The following is a 19339-nucleotide window of genomic DNA, read 5'->3' on the forward strand; positions in this document are numbered from 1 at the left end:
AGTCGATGCGCCCAACGCATCGACTTTTGTATTCTGCCTTTGCTTAAGTCAACGGCATGATTCTGGTTTTCAGGATATCCATAAAGGTTTTTAAAATCATATTGTAGTTTTTGCCTTTATGGGTGATCAGACAGATCGGGGTACTGTAATGCATCACGTCCTGTAAAATAGGCTGCATAAAACCATCTTGCACCCATTTCCTTGCATAATGATCAGGTAAAAAACCGAGAAATTTTCCGGTTAAGATCAGAAATGCGATCCCTTCACGGTCACTGGCGGTTGCTGAACAATCCAGAAGTTGATGTAATTTTGTTGCCTCTGCTGTCGTTGCATAATTGGGCAATACCGCATGCCACTGTTTTAAGTCCGCTGTTTGTATGTCACCTAAATGTTGAAATAGCGGGTGATTTTTACCACAGTAGAGCAAAGACTTTTCGCTATATAAATCAAAATAATCTAAGCCAGATAATGGCGTGACCAAAGGGATTGCACCTGCATGTAAGCGATTGTCCAAGACACGACATTCAATATCGGACAAGGTACTCATACTGATGTTAATCACCACTTCTGGATTTTCATCCGCCAATAGCGCAAGGGTATTGGTGATATAGGCGCTAGGCATGGTGACTAAATTATTAATAATCCCAATATTAAATTCACCTTTGAGTTGATTATGCATTTGATTGATTTTGGCTCGAAAGTCTTCAATCGAAGCATTCAACACTTCAATATATTCCAGAATTTCACGACCATCATCGGTCAGGGCAAAGCCCGCTCGACCTCTTTGACACAGCCGAATTCCGAGCCGATTTTCCAGATCACTCATATGCAGACTAATCGCAGAACGACTGATGCCAAGTAGACTTTCCGCAGCGCTAAAGCTGTGGCAGTCACACACCGTTTTAAAAATTTTGAGCAGTTTTATATCAAAATCAGTCACTTGATTTAATTTTTTAGGCTTCATTTAGTTTTGCTTTTTTATATCTAAACTCAAGACAATTTGAATTTATCAAAACTATAACGCGCTGTACACTCCAAACATAAACCCAAAACAAGAAGAGTGATTATGTTTGATATCGACACCACAAATGACCGTGATGATGCATTGGAAGCTAGTCCGTCAGACGTTGCTATAAAGTTAAATTATCAAGCACATTGGATGCCGTTTACCGCCAATCGTAACTTTCATCAAGACCCACGCATTATCGTGGCTGCCAAAGGTTCGTCTTTGATTGACAGTACAGGACGTGAGATTTATGACTCATTGTCAGGTTTGTGGACCTGCGGTGCGGGGCATAGCTTGCCTGAAATCCAGCAAGCCGTAACTCGTCAATTGGCAAAACTGGATTATTCACCTGCATTTCAATTCGGACACCCATTATCTTTTCAATTGGCTGAAAAAATTGTGCAGCACATGCCTGAAAAGCTACAGCATGTATTTTTTACCGATTCTGGCTCTGAGTCAGCAGATACTGCGATCAAAATGGCAAGAGCTTATTGGCGGATTAAAGGTCAACCGAGCAAAACCAAATTGATTGGACGGGCACGTGGCTACCATGGTGTCAACGTGGCAGGCACCAGTCTGGGCGGTATTGGTGGCAATCGTAAAATGTTTGGTCAATTGATGGATGTAGATCATTTACCGCATACCTTGCAACCGCATCTGAGTTTTAGCAAAGGTTGTGCCGAAACGGGTGGAATTGAGCTGGCTGATGAAATGCTCAAGTTGATTGAGCTACATGATGCATCGAATATTGCCGCAGTGATTGTTGAACCTGTTTCTGGTTCGGCGGGTTGTATTGTGCCACCGACAGGTTATTTAAAACGCCTGCGAGAAATCTGTGATCAACACAATATCCTGCTGATCTTTGATGAAGTAATTACGGGCTTTGGCCGTATGGGCACATGGACAGCAGCAGAATATTTCGATGTAATACCTGATCTGCTGACTTTTGCCAAACAAATTACCAATGGTGCCATTCCATTAGGCGGCGTTGTCGCAAGTCGCGAAATCTATGATGCCTTTATGCAACAAGACTTGCCTGAACATGCGGTTGAATTTACCCACGGCTATACCTATTCAGGGCACCCCGTTGCCTGTGCGGCTGCTTTAGCCACTTTAGATGTATTGGAAAATCAAAATCTGATTACTCAATCTGCGGCTTTGGCTCCAAGTTTTGAAAAACTGATTCATGAATTAAAAGGTGTACCGAATGTGATTGATATTCGCAATTGCGGTTTGATTGGGGCGCTACAGCTTGCGCCACGAGATGGAGATACCACCATTCGTGGATTTGAAATCGGTATGAAGTTGTGGAAAGCCGGTTTCTATGTGCGTTTTGGCGGAGACACCATTCAATTTGGTCCAATGTTTAACAGCACCGAAGCGCAATTATCAGGCTTGATCAATGCTGTAGGTGAAACCCTTTATCAAGTGAAATAAAGCTTGGCTGAGTACCCGCCAAAAGCAAACGGAAAATAAGATACAGAGACAAGGAATACAGATGAATAATTTAGAACATTTTAATGCCAATGCGTTCAGCAATACGGATTCAGCTCCAGCCTCAACCCCTCAATTGATTGGGCATTTTATTCAAGGTGGTTTGGTCACCAAATCCAGTCGAAAACAAGCGGTCTATAATCCTGCAACCGGTGAGATCAGCAAAGAAGTGGCATTGGCGGATACAGCGCTAGTGAATCAGGTGGTGCAGGTTGCAGAACAGGCATTCCCTGCATGGCGCGATACACCCGTGATCAAACGGGCGCGGGTGATGTTTAAGTTCAAACAATTACTTGAAGAAAATGCTGAAACCCTGTGTGAATTGATCGGGCAAGAGCATGGCAAGATTTGCCATGATGCCAAAGGTGAATTGCAGCGTGGCATTGAAAATGTGGAATATGCCTGTGGTGCACCTGAGTTTTTAAAAGGCGAATATTCTAAGAATGTTGGTCCAGATATTGATTCTTGGAGTGAGTTTCAACCTTTAGGTGTGGTTGCAGGGATTACCCCTTTTAATTTCCCTGCAATGGTGCCGTTGTGGATGTTCCCGATGGCGATTGTGTGTGGCAATTGCTTTATTTTAAAGCCTTCGGAAAAGGCTCCTTCAGCCGCACTCTATTTGGCTGAGTTACTTAAACAGGCGGGCTTGCCAGATGGCGTGTTTAATGTGGTCAATGGTGATAAAGAAGCCGTCGATGCTTTACTGCATCATCCCAAAATCCAAGCCATCAGTTTTGTGGGGTCAACGCCAATTGCAGAATATATTTATCGGACTGCCACCTCGACAGGAAAACGCTGTCAGGCCTTAGGTGGTGCAAAAAACCACGCCATTATTATGCCCGATGCCGATATTGATAATGTGGTGACCTCCTTATTAGGTGCAGCCTTTGGTTCATCGGGTGAGCGTTGTATGGCCTTGTCTGTTGCGGTGGCCATTGGCGATGAAGTGGCCGATGTGGTGATTGCCAAGCTCAAACAAGAAATGCAGCAATTGAAGTTTGGTCATTATGCCGATGCCAGTAATGACTTTGGACCGCTCATTTCGCAAGCACATAAACAGAAGGTACAAGCTTATATCCAAAGTGCAGAGCAACAAGGTGCTAAAATTGTGGTGGATGGACGTGACGCCAAACCTGTCGGTTATGAACATGGATTCTTTGTCGGGCCGACCCTGATTGATCAAATTTCAGCAGAGATGACCAGCTATCAGCAAGAAATTTTTGGGCCTGTATTACAGGTGATCCGTGTCGAGAGCATGCAAGAAGCCATGCAGTTGATCAATGACCATGAATATGGCAATGGCACCTGTATTTATACTCGCGATGGCGAAGCGGCGCGTTATTTTAGCAATAATATCGAAGTGGGCATGGTCGGGATCAATGTGCCATTACCTGTACCTGTTGCCTATCACAGTTTTGGCGGCTGGAAGCGTTCACTGTTTGGTGATTTATATGCCTATGGGCCAGATGGCGTGCGTTTCTATACCCGCCGTAAAACCATCACCCAACGTTGGCCATCCGCACAGATTCGTGAGGCGAAACAATTTGCCATGCCAACTTTAAATTAATTTTTGCTCAAGGGGAGACCATTGGTTTTCCCTTTTTATTTTTATAGGAATTTAAACATGTAATTAACGGTTTTTTAAGACGTATTTTTAAGGAATAAAATATGAATAGCGCAAAAACAACAAAATTAGGTGAAGGACTTTCGAACCGCCATGTCACTATGATCAGTATTGGTGGTGTGATTGGTGCAGGTTTATTTGTCGGTTCATCCGCTGCAATTGCCAAAGCAGGTCCCGCTGCTGTACTAGCTTATATTATTACCAGTATTCTGGTTTTTTTAGTCATGCGTATGCTCGGTGAAATGGCCGTTGCACAGCCTGACACAGGTTCATTTTCAACGTATGCCCGTAAAGCAATTGGTCCTTGGGCAGGTTTTAGTGTGGGCTGGCTGTATTGGTGGTTCTGGGTTTTGGTGATTCCAATTGAAGCCATTGCAGGTGCCGAAATTCTGCATGCTTGGTTTCCACAGGTATCCAGTGCCATTTATGCCTTTGCATTTATTATCTTACTGAGTTTAGCCAACTTCTTTAGCACCAAAAGTTTTGGCGAGTTTGAGTTTTGGTTTGCGCTGATTAAAGTGATTGCGATACTTGTATTTATTGTGATTGGTGCATCTGCCGTATTTGGACTGTGGCCTTTAGCCAAAGATGTCAGTGGTGTGGGCAATCTTTTTTCAAATGGCGGCTTTATGCCACATGGTATGGGCGGTGTGCTATCTGCGATTTTGATCTCGGCATTTTCCTTCTTTGGCATTGAAATTCTTTCGATTGCTGCGGCGGAGTCTAAAAATCCTGAAGAGAAAATCAAACGGGCAACCAATTTAGTCCTGTATCGGATTATCTTATTCTTCGTGGTTTCAATTTTCCTCGCGGTTGCCTTGGTCGATTGGCGTTCACCTGACTTACAAAAATTAGGCACCTTTCAGTATGTCTTGGTCAGTTTGAATATTCCTCAAACCAAGTTAATTATGGATACTGTGGTATTTATTGCCGTGGCGAGTTGTATGAATGCGGCTGTCTATACCTCTTCTCGTATGCTATTTGCATTGGGTGCCCGTCAAGAAGCACCCCAAATGGTCACCAAAATTAATGCAGCTGGTGTCCCGACCATCGCGGTATTTGCTTCGACATTGATTGGATTGATTTGTTGTGCAGTCAATTATTTATTTCCTGGACAAGTATTTGGATTTCTGCTGTCAACCACAGGTTCGATTGCATTGGTGGTTTACTTGGTGATTGCGGTATCACAGCTCCGTTTGCGTACTCAATTAGACAAAGTTGGGGCTGCTGTGCCTTTTAAAATGTGGTTATTTCCATGGCTGACTTGGTTTGTGATTGTGGTGATTATGAGTGTACTGGGTTATATGTTCCTGTCACCTCAATATAGCTATGAAACCACTTTATCTTTGAGCGTAACCTTCATTGTCGTGATCTGTGGACTGATCGTGACCCGAAAGAAGAAAAGTAGTCGAACAGTAGCGTTGCACCTAGACTGATCGAACAGCATGACAAGGCCTATGCGTTGAAGTTTAGGCCTTATTATTTTTATAGGAGAAATAGGAGCAACCCGCACACGAGAGCATGATGATGGCAATGCCCGTGATTTGATACGGGTTGAGATGTTCTTTTAAGATCAGCCAACCAGCAAGGGCACTGACCGCAGGAGAGGCACTTAGTAAAATTCCAAATACTTTCGGTTCGAGTTTTTTCATTGCAAAAATATCTAGCAAAAATGGAATGGTACTGGAAAGTAGCGATACCAAAACACAGAGCAGCAAAATCCAATAAGAATGGAACAGCTGATTCAGATCAGAGATGCCAAAGGGTAGCGCAAATAGAGTTGCTACCAACATGCCTATCGCCACCGTATTGCTGCCGCCTTTGGCGACTTTAGTACCGTAAATGATATACATGCCCCAACAGAATGCTGCGGCAAGCGCATAAAACATGCCGATATAACTGAAATTCTGATTGGCACTACCCAAAGGTAATAACATCAGACCCATAAATGACAAGATACCCCAGAGTAAATCCTGTTTCTGTTTTGACATGATAATGGCAACGGTGAGTGGACCCAAGACTTCAATTGAAATGGCAATACCAATCGACAAATGGGAAAATGCCTTATAGATCAAAAGATTCATTAAACTCAGAATCAGCCCATAAATGATCAGGTTTTTCCAATCCATCTGGGAATGCAAGCTACGCCAAGGTTTGAAAATCATCCATAACAATAGTGCCGAGAAACTTAAACGAATCAGGGCAACTCCTTCAGCACCAAAGATCGGAAATAGAATTTTTGCAATCGCAGCCCCAATTTGTACCGAGGCAAGTGATAGGCATGCTGCAGCCAAAGCAAATTCTTGTTTATTCTGAACAGACGCACGCATGTCGATGACCTAGAGCTTGATCATGAGATTTTAGTTCTTGAAGGATGATTAAATTGCGCTTATTGATTGAAGTCTGTGGGTTATTCACTCTATTATCGAAGAAAAATGAGGAATTAATTCATGGCAGAACTTTCACTCGATCACTTTGATTATGCAATTTTAAGAATATTGCAGCAGGACAATAAAACTTCACATCGGCAGATTTCGGAACAGATTGGTCTATCTCAGGCATCGGTACAACGGCGTATTGTTCGAATGGAACAGGAAGCCATTATTGAAAAGAATTGTGCGGTACTGAATCCAAAGCGATTTGGAGAGAAGGTGACATCGATCATTGAAGTCCGTTTAAGCGAGGATCGTTCCGTGGTGATGGATCGGGCCAAGCAATACTTTGCTAGTGTAGACGAGATTCAGCAATGTTATTTCGTCAATGGCGGGGTGTCTTTTATCATGATTATGCTCTCCAATAACCTATCTCATTTTGAAGCCTTAGTCAGAAAGCATTTTGCCGATAATCAAGATGTAAAAACCTATCGGACCTTAATCGTTTTAGATCGGGTCAAAGTCAGTTTAGATCTTTGTTTTTAGTTCAGATTAAACTGCTGATTCAGTGTCACTTGGTTGAGGTGTGAATCCATACAAGAGTGTTGCCTAGACCTTCTAAACCAAGTGCTATTTTACTGTGATCAACGGTTCTGTGGAAAAAGCTCAACAGCATTTTCAATCAAGCATTGACGTAAAATACTAAAAGCAAAAGTCATGTCCTGTTCTTGCACACAGGCAAATCCAAGCAATAGGCCCGATTGAACTGGGGTATCGACACCTGAATAATATTGTGACAATGGACGAACATTCACCCCGCGCGACAGTGCCAGTGCAGATATTTCAACATCATTGGCGTGATCAGGTAATTTGAGTACCAGATGCAGTCCAGCATCATGATTAAACGCATGTACAAACACATCGCCGAGATAGCGGTGAATCAGTTCAATCAGAAACTTCCGTCTTTTACTATACAGCAGACGCATCCGGCGGATATGTGCTGCATAATGTCCTTCACGAATAAATTCGGCTAAGGCGCGTTGAGTGAGTAAGTGACCGCCTCGATACAGTTCAGCCGAAATTGTGCGTAAGGGCTGTACCAGTTGTTTCGGAACGACCATATAGCCAATACGCAAGGCAGGGTAAATAGTTTTACTAAAGGTTCCAATATAAATCACAGGCGGATTGTCTTCCAAGCCCTGTAACGATGGATAAGGCTGACCTGAAAAACGGAACTCACTGTCGTAGTCATCTTCAATAATCCAGCTACCATGCTGTTGAGCCAAATCCAGCAATTTTCTACGTCTAGGTAAACTGAGATGCGAACCCAAAGGATATTGATGAGACGGGGTGACGAAAATCAGGCGCGGTGGGGTAGCTGGATGTTCTTCTGGAATAATGCCTTCGGCATCGACAGGCATTGGAACAATATTGAGGCCATTGATACGCAGAATATTCTTGGCACCCCAATAGCCCGGATTTTCAATCCAGACATGATCATTTAAATCACATAAAGCGCGTGACACCAGATCAACCGCCTGATGGATACCTTCGGTAATAATAATCTGGTCTGTTTCACAATTGACTGAACGGGCAATGCGCAAATAATCCGCCAATGCATGGCGTAATTCCATACATCCTCCAGCATTGCTGTAGATCAAATTGGCAATTTCAGGCTGGCGACTGAGACGCGATTTGATCCGATTAAATTCGGCATGTGGAAATTCGGTGACATCAGGCGCACCGGGGACAAAGGCACCCCACTGATACGGGGAGGCAGCGGCATGTTGCAGCAAACTCGCCCCACGCTGAGGAAGCGTTCGTGTTGTATCTTCTGTGCTTGCAGCAGCATAGCTTGGTGTAGTGCTGACCTGAATATAACTTTCAGGTAGTGTCTCTGAGACCCAAGTGCCTCGACCGGTATGCGCTTGAATATAACCTTCAGCACGTAATTGCTCATAGGCATTGAGCACGGTATTACGTGAAACGTGCAGCTCATTGGCCAAATCACGTGATGCTGGAAGACGAGTATTGGGTGCAAGAATGCCTTCCAAAATGGCATCTCTTAAACAATGAAAAACCCGAGCGGGTAAAGTCCCTTCACTGGCCTGTTGTAAATGCTGTAACAGGTAGTCTCCTAACAGGGTACGCAATTGGCTCTCTCCTTTAGTCCAAAAGTGGCTCTCGTCTATTCCTTATAAAAGGTACACATTAAGTACCCATAGCGCATTTTAGCCTTGTTTCAGCAATACATTGCCATGAAGCAATTTAAATGCCCAAAAAGATTATTGTTTTGTCGTATAGAGGTAACAAAATGGATGCAAAGCATATTGCAATAAATGCTCGTAAACAGCAAGCAACCCCACGCGGTGTTGGCGTGATGTGCCAATGGTATGCTGAACGTGCGAGCAATGCGACTTTGTGGGATACGGAAGGAAACGAATATATTGATTTTGCCGGTGGAATTGCAGTTTTAAATACGGGGCATCGCCATCCAAAAGTCATCACAGCAGTGGCTGAACAACTGAATAAATTTACCCATACGGCCTATCAAATTGTACCGTATGAAAGTTATGTGTCTTTAGCCGAGCGGATCAATGCCCGTGCGCCGATTGAAGGCCCTGCCAAAACAGCATTTTTTACCACAGGCGCTGAAGCTGTTGAAAATGCAGTGAAGATTGCGCGTGCTGCAACGGGTCGTCATGGCATTATCACCTTTGGTGGTGGTTTCCACGGTCGTACTTTTATGACTATGGCGATGACAGGCAAAACAGCCCCTTATAAACGTGACTTTGGTGTCATGACCGCAGGCGTATTCCATGCCCGTTATCCAGTGGCGTCTAAAGGAATCTCTGTGAATGATGCCTTGATTAGCCTGGAAGAAATTTTTAGTGAAGATATTGCGGCACATGATGTGGCTGCAATTGTGCTAGAGCCTGTACAAGGTGAAGGCGGATTTAATGTTGCACCAGTTGAGTTTATGCAGCAACTGCGCAAGATTTGTGATGAACACGGTATTTTGTTAATTGCAGATGAAGTACAAACCGGTTTTGCGCGCACTGGGCAGCTGTTTGCGATGCAGCATTATCCAGTCAAAGCAGATTTGATTACCATGGCAAAAAGCTTGGGTGGTGGTTTTCCACTGTCGGGTGTGGTCGGTCGTGCTGAGGTGATGGATGCACCGAACCCAGGCGGTTTAGGCGGTACTTATGCGGGTAACCCACTTGCCATTGCCGCAGCCAATGCCGTGATCGATGTGATTGAAGATGAACAGTTATGTGAACGTGCCAATGTACTCGGTGATGAATTAGTAGAAATGCTCAAAGCGGCACAAAAATATTCAAATGATATTATTGATATTCGTGCATTGGGTTCGATGGTGGCGGTTGAGTTTGGTGATCATGTCACGGGGCAACCGAAACCAGAAGTGGCGAAAGCCATTCAGCAATATGCCATGGAGCAGGGCTTGTTGCTTTTAACCTGTGGCAAGCATGGCAACGTGATTCGTTTCTTATATCCATTGACGATTCCTGTGGTTCAGTTCAATCAAGCGCTGGTGATTATTCAAGATGCAATTGCAGCGCAACAACCTGCTTTACAAAAGCTCGCAGGAGCTGAAGCATGATTGATCTCAACTTGCAGGCTCTATTAAAGCATCCAGATATTCGTTTTGATGCGGCGCCAACTGAACATTATTTTGTAGTGGATGATGCGGCGACAGGACAAGCTTTGGCTTGGGTCAAAGCATCTGACCCAGCCGACGTTGAAGCCGCGATTGCGCGTTCAGCCATCGCTCAAGCTCAATGGCAGCAGCAGACTGCTTTGGTACGTGCTGATATTCTACTGGTGTGGTATCAGCTGATTTTGCAACAGCGTGAAGCTTTGGCACAAATCTTAACCGCAGAACAAGGAAAATCACTGGCAGAAGCACGTGGCGAAATTACTTATGCTGCTTCGTTCATTCGTTGGTTTGCAGAGCAGGCGCGTCGTGTCGATGGTTCCGTGTTAACACCTGTCCAATCGCAACAGCGTTTGATTGTACTTAAGCAAGCGATTGGAGTGACCGCAGCGATTACGCCGTGGAATTTCCCAGCCGCAATGATCACTCGCAAAATTGCACCTGCTTTGGCTGCGGGATGTTCGATGTTGGTCAAACCAGCGGAACAGACTCCGTTAACTGCCTATGCTTTGGCGGTACTGGCAGAGCAGGCAGGTTTACCTGCTGATCTATTTATTTTGATCAGTGGTGATGCGGTGGCTGTCGGGCAAACTTTATGTGCAAGTGATACGGTTCGTAAACTCAGCTTTACAGGTTCAACCGATGTTGGTCGTATTTTGATGAAACAATGTGCACCGACCATCAAAAAGCTTTCTTTAGAGCTGGGTGGTAATGCCCCTGTAATTATTTTTGATGATGCAGATGTTGAGCGCGCGGTGCAGGGCATTATGGTCAGCAAGTTCCGTAACAGCGGACAAACCTGTGTCTGTGCCAACCGTATCTATGTTCAGGACGGGATTTATGATGCGATTTGTGAGCGCTTAAAAATCGCCGTTGAACAGCAACTTCGTGTCGGCGATGGACGTGAAGAAGGGGTGACGCAGGGGCCATTGATTGATCAAGACGCAGTTGAAAAAGTGCAATCACATATTGCCGATGCGGTGAGTCAGGGTGCTTCGGTTGTTATCGGTGGCCAAGCGCATGCCTTGGGGAAAACCTTCTTTGAACCGACCATCTTAAGAGATGTTACTCAGCAGATGAAAGTTGCCAAAGAAGAAACCTTTGGTCCATTAGCGCCGTTATTCCGCTTTAATGATGAAGCTGAGGCGGTTGCAATGGCCAATGATACGGAGTTTGGCTTGGCGAGTTATATTTTTACCCAAGACATGGCACGCCAATGGCGGGTAGGTGAAGCACTGCAATATGGTATGGTCGGTGTGAATACAGGACTGATTTCCAATGAGGTTGCACCTTTTGGTGGAATTAAACAGTCCGGCTTAGGTCGTGAAGGTTCACAATTTGGGATTGAGGAATATCTGGAACTGAAATATATGTGTGTCGATATTTCTTAATTGAAAATGGTTGATGGTCTGAACGAGCGTACTCCTTTCTTCAGACCTTTTTATCCATTCAAGCACTTCAGCGATGAGGTGCTTTTTGTATTGAAAATGCGGGGTAATTTTTGAGATCTATTGCATCTCGATTTTCATGCTTATTTAAATGGTACCTATGTTTTCAACCAAATTGGTTCTCGGTTTTATTCAAAAATCACAGACAATGAAAAGTGCAAAAATAAATATGGATAATGGAATAACGGACTTATGAAAAAGAAATTATGGTTAGGACTCAGCGTTTGTATGATGACCTTCGGGACTCAGGCACAAACACCACAAGCGGATATCATTGTGATGAATGCAGATATCCGAACTTCAAATCCAGCCAAACCGAAAGCACAAGCATTTGCAATTAAAGATGGCAAGTTTCTGGCTGTTGGTAATAATGCCTTTATTCAAAATATGGCAAGTCCAAAAACACAGGTGATTGATGCCCAAGGCAAAACAGTCCTACCTGGTTTGACCGATGCACATACTCATTTATTAGGTGGTCTGGAACTTTGGGAAGGTGTGGATCTATTTGGGATCACCGATCGGCAAGAATGGTTTAAATTGATTGCCAAACGAGATAAAGAACTTGCGAAAGATGCGTGGTTGGTCGGTGGGCGTTGGGATGTTAGCGCCATGAAGGACAATCGTATGCCAACACGTCAGGAGCTGGATGCAATTGTGCCTGATCGACCTGTGGTGTTACAGGATATTGATTATCATACCGTTTGGGTAAACAGCAAGGCGATGCAATTGCTGGGAATCGATAAAAATACCAAAGCACCAGAAGGCGGCGAGATTGTTAAAGATCCACAAACAGGCGAGCCGACAGGAATCTTTAAAGAAACGGCAGCCAATCAACTGATCTTAGCCAGCCCGCAATATACAAAAGCATTACTCTCAGGCAAAGCCGCAATCCCAGTGGTTGAAAAAATCGTTGCTCATTTTAACAGCTTGGGAATAACCTCCGTACATGATATGTGGGCTGAACTCGCTACGGTATATCCTGCTTTACTTGAGTCACAGAAACAGTTACCGATGCGTATTCGTTTTGGATTAATGGCTGGGGAAGATCAGGCAACGCTGGCACAACTGCAAAGCTATGCCAAACAACGGGATCAACTGAATCAACGTTTTATCCAAAAAGAGCAGCAGTGGCAGAAAGGGCCGCAGTTTCGTTTTGGTTATATGAAATATTTTGTTGATGGTACGCTAATGAGCTATACCGCTGCACTGAATGAACCTTATGCTGATCGACACCATTTCAACATCGAGCCCATTACCTCACAACCAAAATTGAATGATATCGTGAAAAATGCCAATGACGTGGGCTTTCCTGTGGCGATCCATGCCATCGGTGATAAAAGTGTAGATATGGCATTGAATGCGATTGAAAACAGCCCGAAACATCGCCAACTGCTGAATCGGATTGAACATATTGAAGTTACCACTAAAACGGCAATTCCTCGTTTTGCTGAATTAGGCGTTGTTGCTTCCATGCAGCCAGACCATGCGATTGCTGGTAATTATCAGGAGTCGCGTCTCGGTGAAGCACGAATGCCGTATAGCTATGCTTGGCAGTCGTTATTGAGTAGTGGTGCATCGATGGTGTTGGGCAGCGACTGGCCAACGGCCCCTGAAAATCCAATGCTACAGTTAAGTGATGTCGTGTTCCGCGAATATAACGGCAAGACCCGTTATAGCGATAATGCCTTGAGTTTAGATGAAGCCTTGTATGCCTATACCCAAGCACCCGCCAATGTTGCAGGCTGGGGCAATGAAATTGGCAGTATTAGTGTAGGAAAGTGGGCAGATTTTGTGGTTTTACAAGGGGCTTTGCAAACGCCATTAAATAAAGACATTAAGGATTGGAAAGTGGCTCAAACTTGGTTTGCGGGTGAAAAAGTTTATGACGGCAAGCTGAACAGTAAATAATAAATTGAGTGAAATAAAAAAAGCCTGCGGGCTTTTTTTTTATTTTTAGCGACTTGATTTTAAATCATGGCTAAACGCATTTTGCTTAAAAAATAAATGGTTCCTATATTTTTATTTAAATTGGTTCTCGGTTTTATTTCAAAATTAAAGACAATGAAAATTCAAGAATAATCATGTACTAATGGAATAAGTGAATGATAAAAAATACAGTGCTGCTAGGGATTTTCACATCAGCAATATTTTCAACAATCAATGTGCAAGCCGCAGAACCTAAAGCGTTTAAGGATCAGTTTGCTGTGAGTGGTTCGCTGGCATTTCTAACGGAATACTACTGGCGCGGCACAACCCAGACGCAGGGTAAGCCTGCTGTTCAGGGGACTTTAAGAGCAGATCATGATTCAGGTTTATACGCACAGCTTTTTGCCTCGAATATACAACTCGATATCGGTAGCAGTGTCGAGTTCGACTATTACCTTGGCTATGATTACCAATTCAATGATCATTTAAAGTTGAATCTCCAATATTTGGATGTCAATTACCCCGGTGAAGATAAAACCTTACCACGGGTTGATTTTGAGGAGTATTCAATTGGGTTGTTTGCATCAGGGCTATTGAATCAACAAGATCAACTGAATCTCTCATTTTATTATTCACCAGACTACACCCTAGAAACAGGGAAGATGCTGCGTTATGAGGTCGGTTATCGCTATCCTGTTGCTGACCAATGGCATGCTTATGCACAGGCTGCCTATAACCAGTTCTCAAGTAACGAGGCCTATGAATTATTGTGGGCGACTGATGAAAAGAAACATTTTTATGATTATAAAATAGGCGTCGATTTTAACTATCAAGATTTTATTTTTGATCTGTATTATGCCGATGGCAATGTGAATAAGGCCTTGAAAAATGCCGATTCAACTGTGGTGTTTAGCTTGACGAGAACATTCTAATTGATCACTTTAAGATTTATAAAATCTACTTCTGTAAAATAAACAGCCTTAGGTCCAATGTTTTGAAAATATAGATGAACTCATCTTTTTTTTAGCATAGACCTGAGGCTTTTTTTATTATGATGAGAAGAGAAAATAATAAAGTCATCATCATATTTTTCCACCTAATAAGACCAACATGTTTTACCTATAAAACAGAAAAATAAGGGTAGGAGCCAATTCAAATTTAAAGCTGATTTACAGTGGTTTAATAATAGGCAATTGAGCACTTTAAAAAATATAATTTTATTCTTTTTTGTGTTGTTTATTTAATTGAAAAATAATGCTTTTTAAAGTTTTACTGAGTCGCTGTGAAATTGGTTCCTAAAGCAGTGCTGAAATTGGTACTCGTCTTTTCTTGAATTATTTATCAAAGTGGAAGATATAGAGGAAGACTCCAAAAGATATTTAAAAAAGGATGTATAAGACAATGAGAGTGAATGCAGAACGGTTGTGGCAGATGCTCATGGAGATGGCAAAAATTGGTGCGACTGATCAGGGTGGCAATACCCGTTTAGCACTCAGTGATGAAGATATTGCAGGTCGAGCCTTACTGCTGGAATGGGCAGAAAAAATCAATCTTTCAGTTCATTATGATGAAGTCGGAAATCTGATTTTACGCCGTGCGGGTCGAAATGAAAGTGCGTTACCGATAGTGATGGGGAGTCATCTTGATACACAACCTAAAGGCGGTCGCTTTGATGGAATTTATGGCGTGCTGGCAGGTATGGAGGTTTTACAGCGTTTAGCCGAAGAAAAAATAAGTACGGAACATCCATTTGAGCTTGTGGTTTGGATGAATGAAGAGGGTGCACGTTTTACCCCAGCGATGATGGGTTCAGCGGCTTTCGCGGGTGTTATTCCCAAGCAACAAATTTATGACAGCACAGATAAGCAAGGTGTTTCCGTTTTTTCGGAACTGGTGCGTACAGGACAACTTGGCAATTACCCATTGGCTCGTCCATTCCAAGCCTATTACGAAGCGCATATCGAGCAAGGCCCTGTACTGGAAAAAAATGAGATTTCGATTGGTGTGGTGACGGGTGGACAAGCGATTCTCTGGCTGGATGTTGAAACCAAAGGTCGTGCTGCACACGCAGGCACTACGCCAATGAATCTGCGTAAAGACACCATGGTCGGGACTGCTGAAATGATTGTGGCTTTAGAGCAATGCATTTTGGAGCAATTCCCAGAAGGTTTGGTGACTTTTGGTGAAATGCAGGTCGCGAATTCGTCACGTAATACCATTCCTGGTCAAATCCAGTGGACCATTGACTTACGTAATCCAGATGATGCCCAGCTCAAAGCGATGGAACAAGCAACGCATCAGCTATTGCATTCCCTCGCAGCACAACGAGATTTAGAGATCAGCATTTCACAACATTGGTTAAGCCCAGCGACTTATTTTGATCGTACTTGTGTTGCAACTGTACAAGATGCTGTGGACAGTTTGGGATATAGCAATCAGACCATTGTCAGCGGCGCAGGCCATGATGCAATCAACATTGCCAAACACTGCCCGACGACCATGATTTTTATTCCATGTATCAATGGACTCAGCCATAACGAAGCAGAAGACATTTATGCGAATGACGCTGCACAAGGTGCTGATGTATTGCTGAATGCCATTCTAAATTATGACAAACAACATGCTGCTCAAGCTTCATCAGCGCATGCAGCAACCATTTAACGATTATAGCCAAGAGCAAAATGTAGGAAATGCAGGCTTCTAAAAGAAGTACTGCGAATATTGAGGACGGACAACGATGAACTCTAAATTACCAGTAGAAATTGATATTCAAGATATCTGGCAAAAAGATAAAGACCATGTGATTCACCCATGGACAGATTTTTCGACATTTAAAGACGAAGGCTCTTTAATTATGTCTAAAGGCGAAAATGTCTATGTCTATGATGCACATGGCAATAAATACCTAGATGGTATCGGTGGCTTATGGTGTGTCAATGTCGGCTATGGACGTAAAGAAATTGCAGATGCGGTTGCTGAACAAATTATGCAATTGCCTTATTACTCTCCATTTGGACATCAAACCACTGCGCCAGCAGCGAAGTTGGCTGCCAAACTGGCAGAGTTAGCACCGGGTAACTTAAACCATGTGTTCTATGGTTGTGGTGGTTCGGTTGCCAATGATACCGCTGTGCGTTTGATTCATCATTATTTTTATCAAATTGGCAAGCCATCTAAGAAAAAACTGATTGCACGTAAGGATGCTTATCACGGCAGTACTTATATCAGTATGACGTTAACAGGGATTGAAGCTGATCATGTTGGTTTTGAGATTCACAATCAATTAGTCCATCACGTTTCATGCCCGAACCCATACCGTAAGCCTGAATCTCAATCAATGGAAGATTTCTGTAATGAAAAAGTGCAGGAACTGGAAGATACGATTCTGGAGTTAGGCCCAGATAACGTTGCAGCATTCTTTGCTGAGCCAATTATGGGTGCAGGCGGGGTGATTGTTCCACCAGAAGGCTACCATGCCAAGACCTTAGCCGTGTGTAAAAAGTACAACGTGTTGTATGTGTCTGATGAAGTGGTGACTGCATTTGGTCGTTTGGGGCATATGTTTGCTTCAGAGGCGGTATTTGGCATCGTTCCAGACATCATTACTTGTGCCAAAGGCTTGTCTTCAGGTTACTTGCCATTAGGCGCAACCATTATCTCTGATGAAATTTATGATGCGATCAGCAAGCCACACCATGAAGGTGGTCTGTTAACCCATGGTTTCACTTATTCAGGTCATCCAGTGAGCTGTGTTGCTGCACTGAAAAATATTGAAATCATTGAAAAAGAAAATATTTGTGAGCATGTGCAAGACATGGGCGCTTATTTTGAGGAACAGTTAAAAACTTTGGCTGATCTTGAAATCGTCGGTGAAGTACGTGGCAAAAAATTCATGATGTGTATTGAAAACTTGCGTAATAAACAAACCAAAGAACTCTTCGATCGTTCGGTAGGTGTTGGAAAACGTATTGCCAATCATTGTCAAAAATTAGGTCTGATCGTGCGTCCAGTCGGTCACATGAATGTGTTGTCTCCACCACTGATCTTGACCCGTGAGCAAGTTGATTTTGCAGTGAAGACGTTGCGTCATGCAATTCAAAATACCATTCAAGAGCTTAAAGCCGAAGGGCATCTATAAGCTGAAAAATCAGTGTTTATTTCCCCTAGTTTCAACTTGCCTTAAGGGGTGAGTTGAGCTCCTCAACCTCAACAGGCTGAGGTGAAACAAAAGACATGGACCGAAATGGCTGAGTAATTAAGGTCGATACCGTTTTAAGTTGCACTGAAATAATGGCAATCATAAAGATTAAAGCAGATGTATCACCTGAAGGCGAGTAAGCAGATGAAGAATTATATCAATGGAAAGTGGCAGGCAACCACAGGTACAGCACAGATTGCAGTCATCAACCCGAATAATGAAGCGCAGATTTTGGATTATACCGCTGCTTCTACACAAGATGTTGATGCGGCTGTTGCTGCTGCGAATCAGGCGCTTGATACTTGGAGTATGACTACACCTCAACAACGAGCAGAATGGTTAAACAAAATCGCTGACCAGCTTGACACTGAGAAAACTCGCCTGATTGAACTTTCGCATCGAAATAATGGCAAGTCATCTGAACAAGCGCAGGTGGATGTTGAAAATAGTATCAAGTGCTATCGCTATTATGCAGATTTAGTGCAGAGCATGGCGTTTAGTCAAACCACGCAATGCGAGGATGGGACTGAACTCACCCATCAACAGAACCCTGTGGGCGTGGTTGCATTAATTACGCCGTGGAATTTTCCGTTAATCACTAGCGCATGGAAAATTGCACCTGCTTTAGCAGCAGGTTGTAGCATTGTTTTTAAACCCTCTGAACTGGTGCCTTTACCTGAATATGCCTTTACTGAAATTTTAGATCAAATCCAGTTTCCACAAGGGGTGTTTAACCTGATTCTTGGGGATGCTGTCGCAGCACAACATTTGGTGGTGCATGCGGATGTGCAAAAAGTCTCCTTTACGGGCAGCACTGAAGTTGGAATTCATGTGATGCAGGCTGCCGCGCCCTCTGTCAAACGTGTGACTTTGGAACTCGGTGGAAAATCACCGATTTTAATTCTGGAAGATGCTGATTTAGATGAAGCAGTCGATAAAGCATTGGGTGGCATGTTCTATAACAGCGGTCAAATGTGTTCAGCGACATCACGCTTATTGGTGCATCAATCAATTGCCGAACCTTTCTACCGAAAATTGAAAGTCGCCGTAGAGTCGATGCAGCTTGGCGCGGATCTTACCGGACCCTTAGCGATGGGGCCGATGACCACGCAAAAGCAATTCAATAAAGTGCATGAATACTTAGGCATAGCGCAGCAAGAGCAACTGCAATCCTTGATTGATCTGAATCAAATTACTTTACCGAGCAAAGGTTTCTTTATTCAGCCACACGTTTTTATTGATGTGCCTACTGAGAGTCGACTGTGGAAAGAAGAAATTTTTGGTCCTGTGATGTGTTGCCGTAGTTTTGCAACCGAGGATGAGGCTGTGCGCTTAGCCAATGATTCTGAGTTTGGTTTAGCTGCAACCATCATGACAGGTTCTGTGGAGCACGGTAAAAAAATTGCTAAACGCTTGCGTTCAGGCCACATCTGGATCAATTCATTCCAGATGATTCAGCCAGGCTCATTGTGGGGTGGTTTTAAAAAGAGTGGCATTGGGCGTGAACTCGGTGAGTCTGGCATTCAAAGTTATTTAGAGGAAAACGTCATTACGATTTAACCATTTTAAACAGGTTATTGGATCGAGAAAGG

The 19339-nt window shown here is 43.5% G+C and carries 14 protein-coding genes; 11 read left to right on the forward strand and 3 right to left on the reverse strand.

Annotated features, from left to right (window positions below):
* Positions 1-43 precede the first annotated feature (43 nt).
* A complete protein-coding gene (locus WA352_RS10515) occupies positions 44-964 on the reverse strand; it encodes a LysR family transcriptional regulator (protein ID WP_171548406.1) in 921 nt (306 codons plus the stop codon).
* A gap of 96 nt (positions 965-1060) precedes the next feature.
* Between WA352_RS10515 and WA352_RS10520 the strand changes: the two genes are divergently transcribed.
* The 3 genes from WA352_RS10520 (at position 1061) to WA352_RS10530 (ending at position 5560) form a co-directional block, all read left to right on the forward strand.
* The gene (locus WA352_RS10520; RefSeq protein ID WP_336142536.1) at positions 1061-2443 is read left to right on the forward strand and encodes an aspartate aminotransferase family protein; all 1383 of its coding nucleotides are present in this window, start codon (positions 1061-1063) and stop codon (positions 2441-2443) included.
* A 61-nt stretch (positions 2444-2504) separates the two neighbouring features.
* Positions 2505-4067 (forward strand): CoA-acylating methylmalonate-semialdehyde dehydrogenase, encoded by a 1563-nt coding sequence (locus tag WA352_RS10525; RefSeq protein ID WP_336142537.1) that lies wholly within the window; start codon positions 2505-2507, stop codon positions 4065-4067.
* A 101-nt stretch (positions 4068-4168) separates the two neighbouring features.
* The gene (locus WA352_RS10530; protein WP_336142538.1) at positions 4169-5560 is read left to right on the forward strand and encodes an amino acid permease; all 1392 of its coding nucleotides are present in this window, start codon (positions 4169-4171) and stop codon (positions 5558-5560) included.
* A 33-nt stretch (positions 5561-5593) separates the two neighbouring features.
* Here WA352_RS10530 and WA352_RS10535 read toward each other — a convergent pair whose 3' ends face one another.
* Positions 5594-6454, reverse strand: coding sequence for an EamA family transporter (locus tag WA352_RS10535; protein ID WP_336142539.1), 861 nt, complete (start codon positions 6452-6454; stop codon positions 5594-5596).
* Positions 6455-6574: 120 nt separating this feature from the next.
* Between WA352_RS10535 and WA352_RS10540 the strand changes: the two genes are divergently transcribed.
* Entirely contained in the window at positions 6575-7042 is a 468-nt protein-coding gene (locus tag WA352_RS10540; RefSeq protein ID WP_336142541.1) for an Lrp/AsnC family transcriptional regulator, read from the forward strand.
* 98 nt (positions 7043-7140) lie between these two features.
* Here the strand turns inward: WA352_RS10540 and pdxR are convergent, their stop codons facing one another.
* Entirely contained in the window at positions 7141-8649 is a 1509-nt protein-coding gene (pdxR, locus tag WA352_RS10545) for a MocR-like pyridoxine biosynthesis transcription factor PdxR (RefSeq protein WP_336142542.1), read from the reverse strand.
* A gap of 161 nt (positions 8650-8810) precedes the next feature.
* On the opposite strand from pdxR, the gene WA352_RS10550 reads away from it, so the two are divergent.
* From WA352_RS10550 to WA352_RS10580, 7 genes are all read left to right on the forward strand, one after another.
* The gene (locus WA352_RS10550) at positions 8811-10121 is read left to right on the forward strand and encodes a 4-aminobutyrate--2-oxoglutarate transaminase (protein ID WP_336142544.1); all 1311 of its coding nucleotides are present in this window, start codon (positions 8811-8813) and stop codon (positions 10119-10121) included.
* A complete protein-coding gene (locus WA352_RS10555) occupies positions 10118-11566 on the forward strand; it encodes an NAD-dependent succinate-semialdehyde dehydrogenase (protein WP_336142546.1) in 1449 nt (482 codons plus the stop codon). Before WA352_RS10550 ends, WA352_RS10555 begins: the two co-directional genes overlap by 4 nt.
* Before the next feature lie 249 nt (positions 11567-11815).
* Entirely contained in the window at positions 11816-13531 is a 1716-nt protein-coding gene (locus WA352_RS10560; RefSeq protein WP_336142550.1) for an amidohydrolase, read from the forward strand.
* A gap of 194 nt (positions 13532-13725) precedes the next feature.
* Complete coding sequence (locus tag WA352_RS10565) at positions 13726-14481, forward strand: TorF family putative porin (protein ID WP_336142552.1); 756 nt, start codon at positions 13726-13728, stop codon at positions 14479-14481.
* A 469-nt stretch (positions 14482-14950) separates the two neighbouring features.
* The gene (locus WA352_RS10570; protein WP_336142554.1) at positions 14951-16210 is read left to right on the forward strand and encodes a Zn-dependent hydrolase; all 1260 of its coding nucleotides are present in this window, start codon (positions 14951-14953) and stop codon (positions 16208-16210) included.
* 76 nt (positions 16211-16286) lie between these two features.
* Positions 16287-17687 (forward strand): aminotransferase, encoded by a 1401-nt coding sequence (locus WA352_RS10575; RefSeq protein WP_004808078.1) that lies wholly within the window; start codon positions 16287-16289, stop codon positions 17685-17687.
* A 204-nt stretch (positions 17688-17891) separates the two neighbouring features.
* Positions 17892-19307 (forward strand): aldehyde dehydrogenase family protein, encoded by a 1416-nt coding sequence (locus WA352_RS10580; RefSeq protein ID WP_336142556.1) that lies wholly within the window; start codon positions 17892-17894, stop codon positions 19305-19307.
* Positions 19308-19339 lie beyond the last annotated feature (32 nt).

This window comes from Acinetobacter sp. 102 (assembly GCF_037028485.1).
Lineage (GTDB): Bacteria > Pseudomonadota > Gammaproteobacteria > Pseudomonadales > Moraxellaceae > Acinetobacter > Acinetobacter higginsii.

Coding starts and splice junctions, on each gene's coding strand:
- WA352_RS10560 (WP_336142550.1), top strand. CDS start 11,816: ATGAAAAAGAAATTATGGTTAGGACTCAGCGTTTGTATGATGACCTTC.
- WA352_RS10550 (WP_336142544.1), top strand. CDS start 8,811: ATGGATGCAAAGCATATTGCAATAAATGCTCGTAAACAGCAAGCAACC.
- WA352_RS10525 (WP_336142537.1), top strand. CDS start 2,505: ATGAATAATTTAGAACATTTTAATGCCAATGCGTTCAGCAATACGGAT.
- WA352_RS10570 (WP_336142554.1), top strand. CDS start 14,951: ATGAGAGTGAATGCAGAACGGTTGTGGCAGATGCTCATGGAGATGGCA.
- WA352_RS10575 (WP_004808078.1), top strand. CDS start 16,287: ATGAACTCTAAATTACCAGTAGAAATTGATATTCAAGATATCTGGCAA.
- WA352_RS10530 (WP_336142538.1), top strand. CDS start 4,169: ATGAATAGCGCAAAAACAACAAAATTAGGTGAAGGACTTTCGAACCGC.
- WA352_RS10515 (WP_171548406.1), bottom strand. CDS start 964: ATGAAGCCTAAAAAATTAAATCAAGTGACTGATTTTGATATAAAACTG.
- WA352_RS10540 (WP_336142541.1), top strand. CDS start 6,575: ATGGCAGAACTTTCACTCGATCACTTTGATTATGCAATTTTAAGAATA.
- WA352_RS10535 (WP_336142539.1), bottom strand. CDS start 6,454: ATGCGTGCGTCTGTTCAGAATAAACAAGAATTTGCTTTGGCTGCAGCA.
- WA352_RS10565 (WP_336142552.1), top strand. CDS start 13,726: ATGATAAAAAATACAGTGCTGCTAGGGATTTTCACATCAGCAATATTT.
- WA352_RS10555 (WP_336142546.1), top strand. CDS start 10,118: ATGATTGATCTCAACTTGCAGGCTCTATTAAAGCATCCAGATATTCGT.
- WA352_RS10580 (WP_336142556.1), top strand. CDS start 17,892: ATGAAGAATTATATCAATGGAAAGTGGCAGGCAACCACAGGTACAGCA.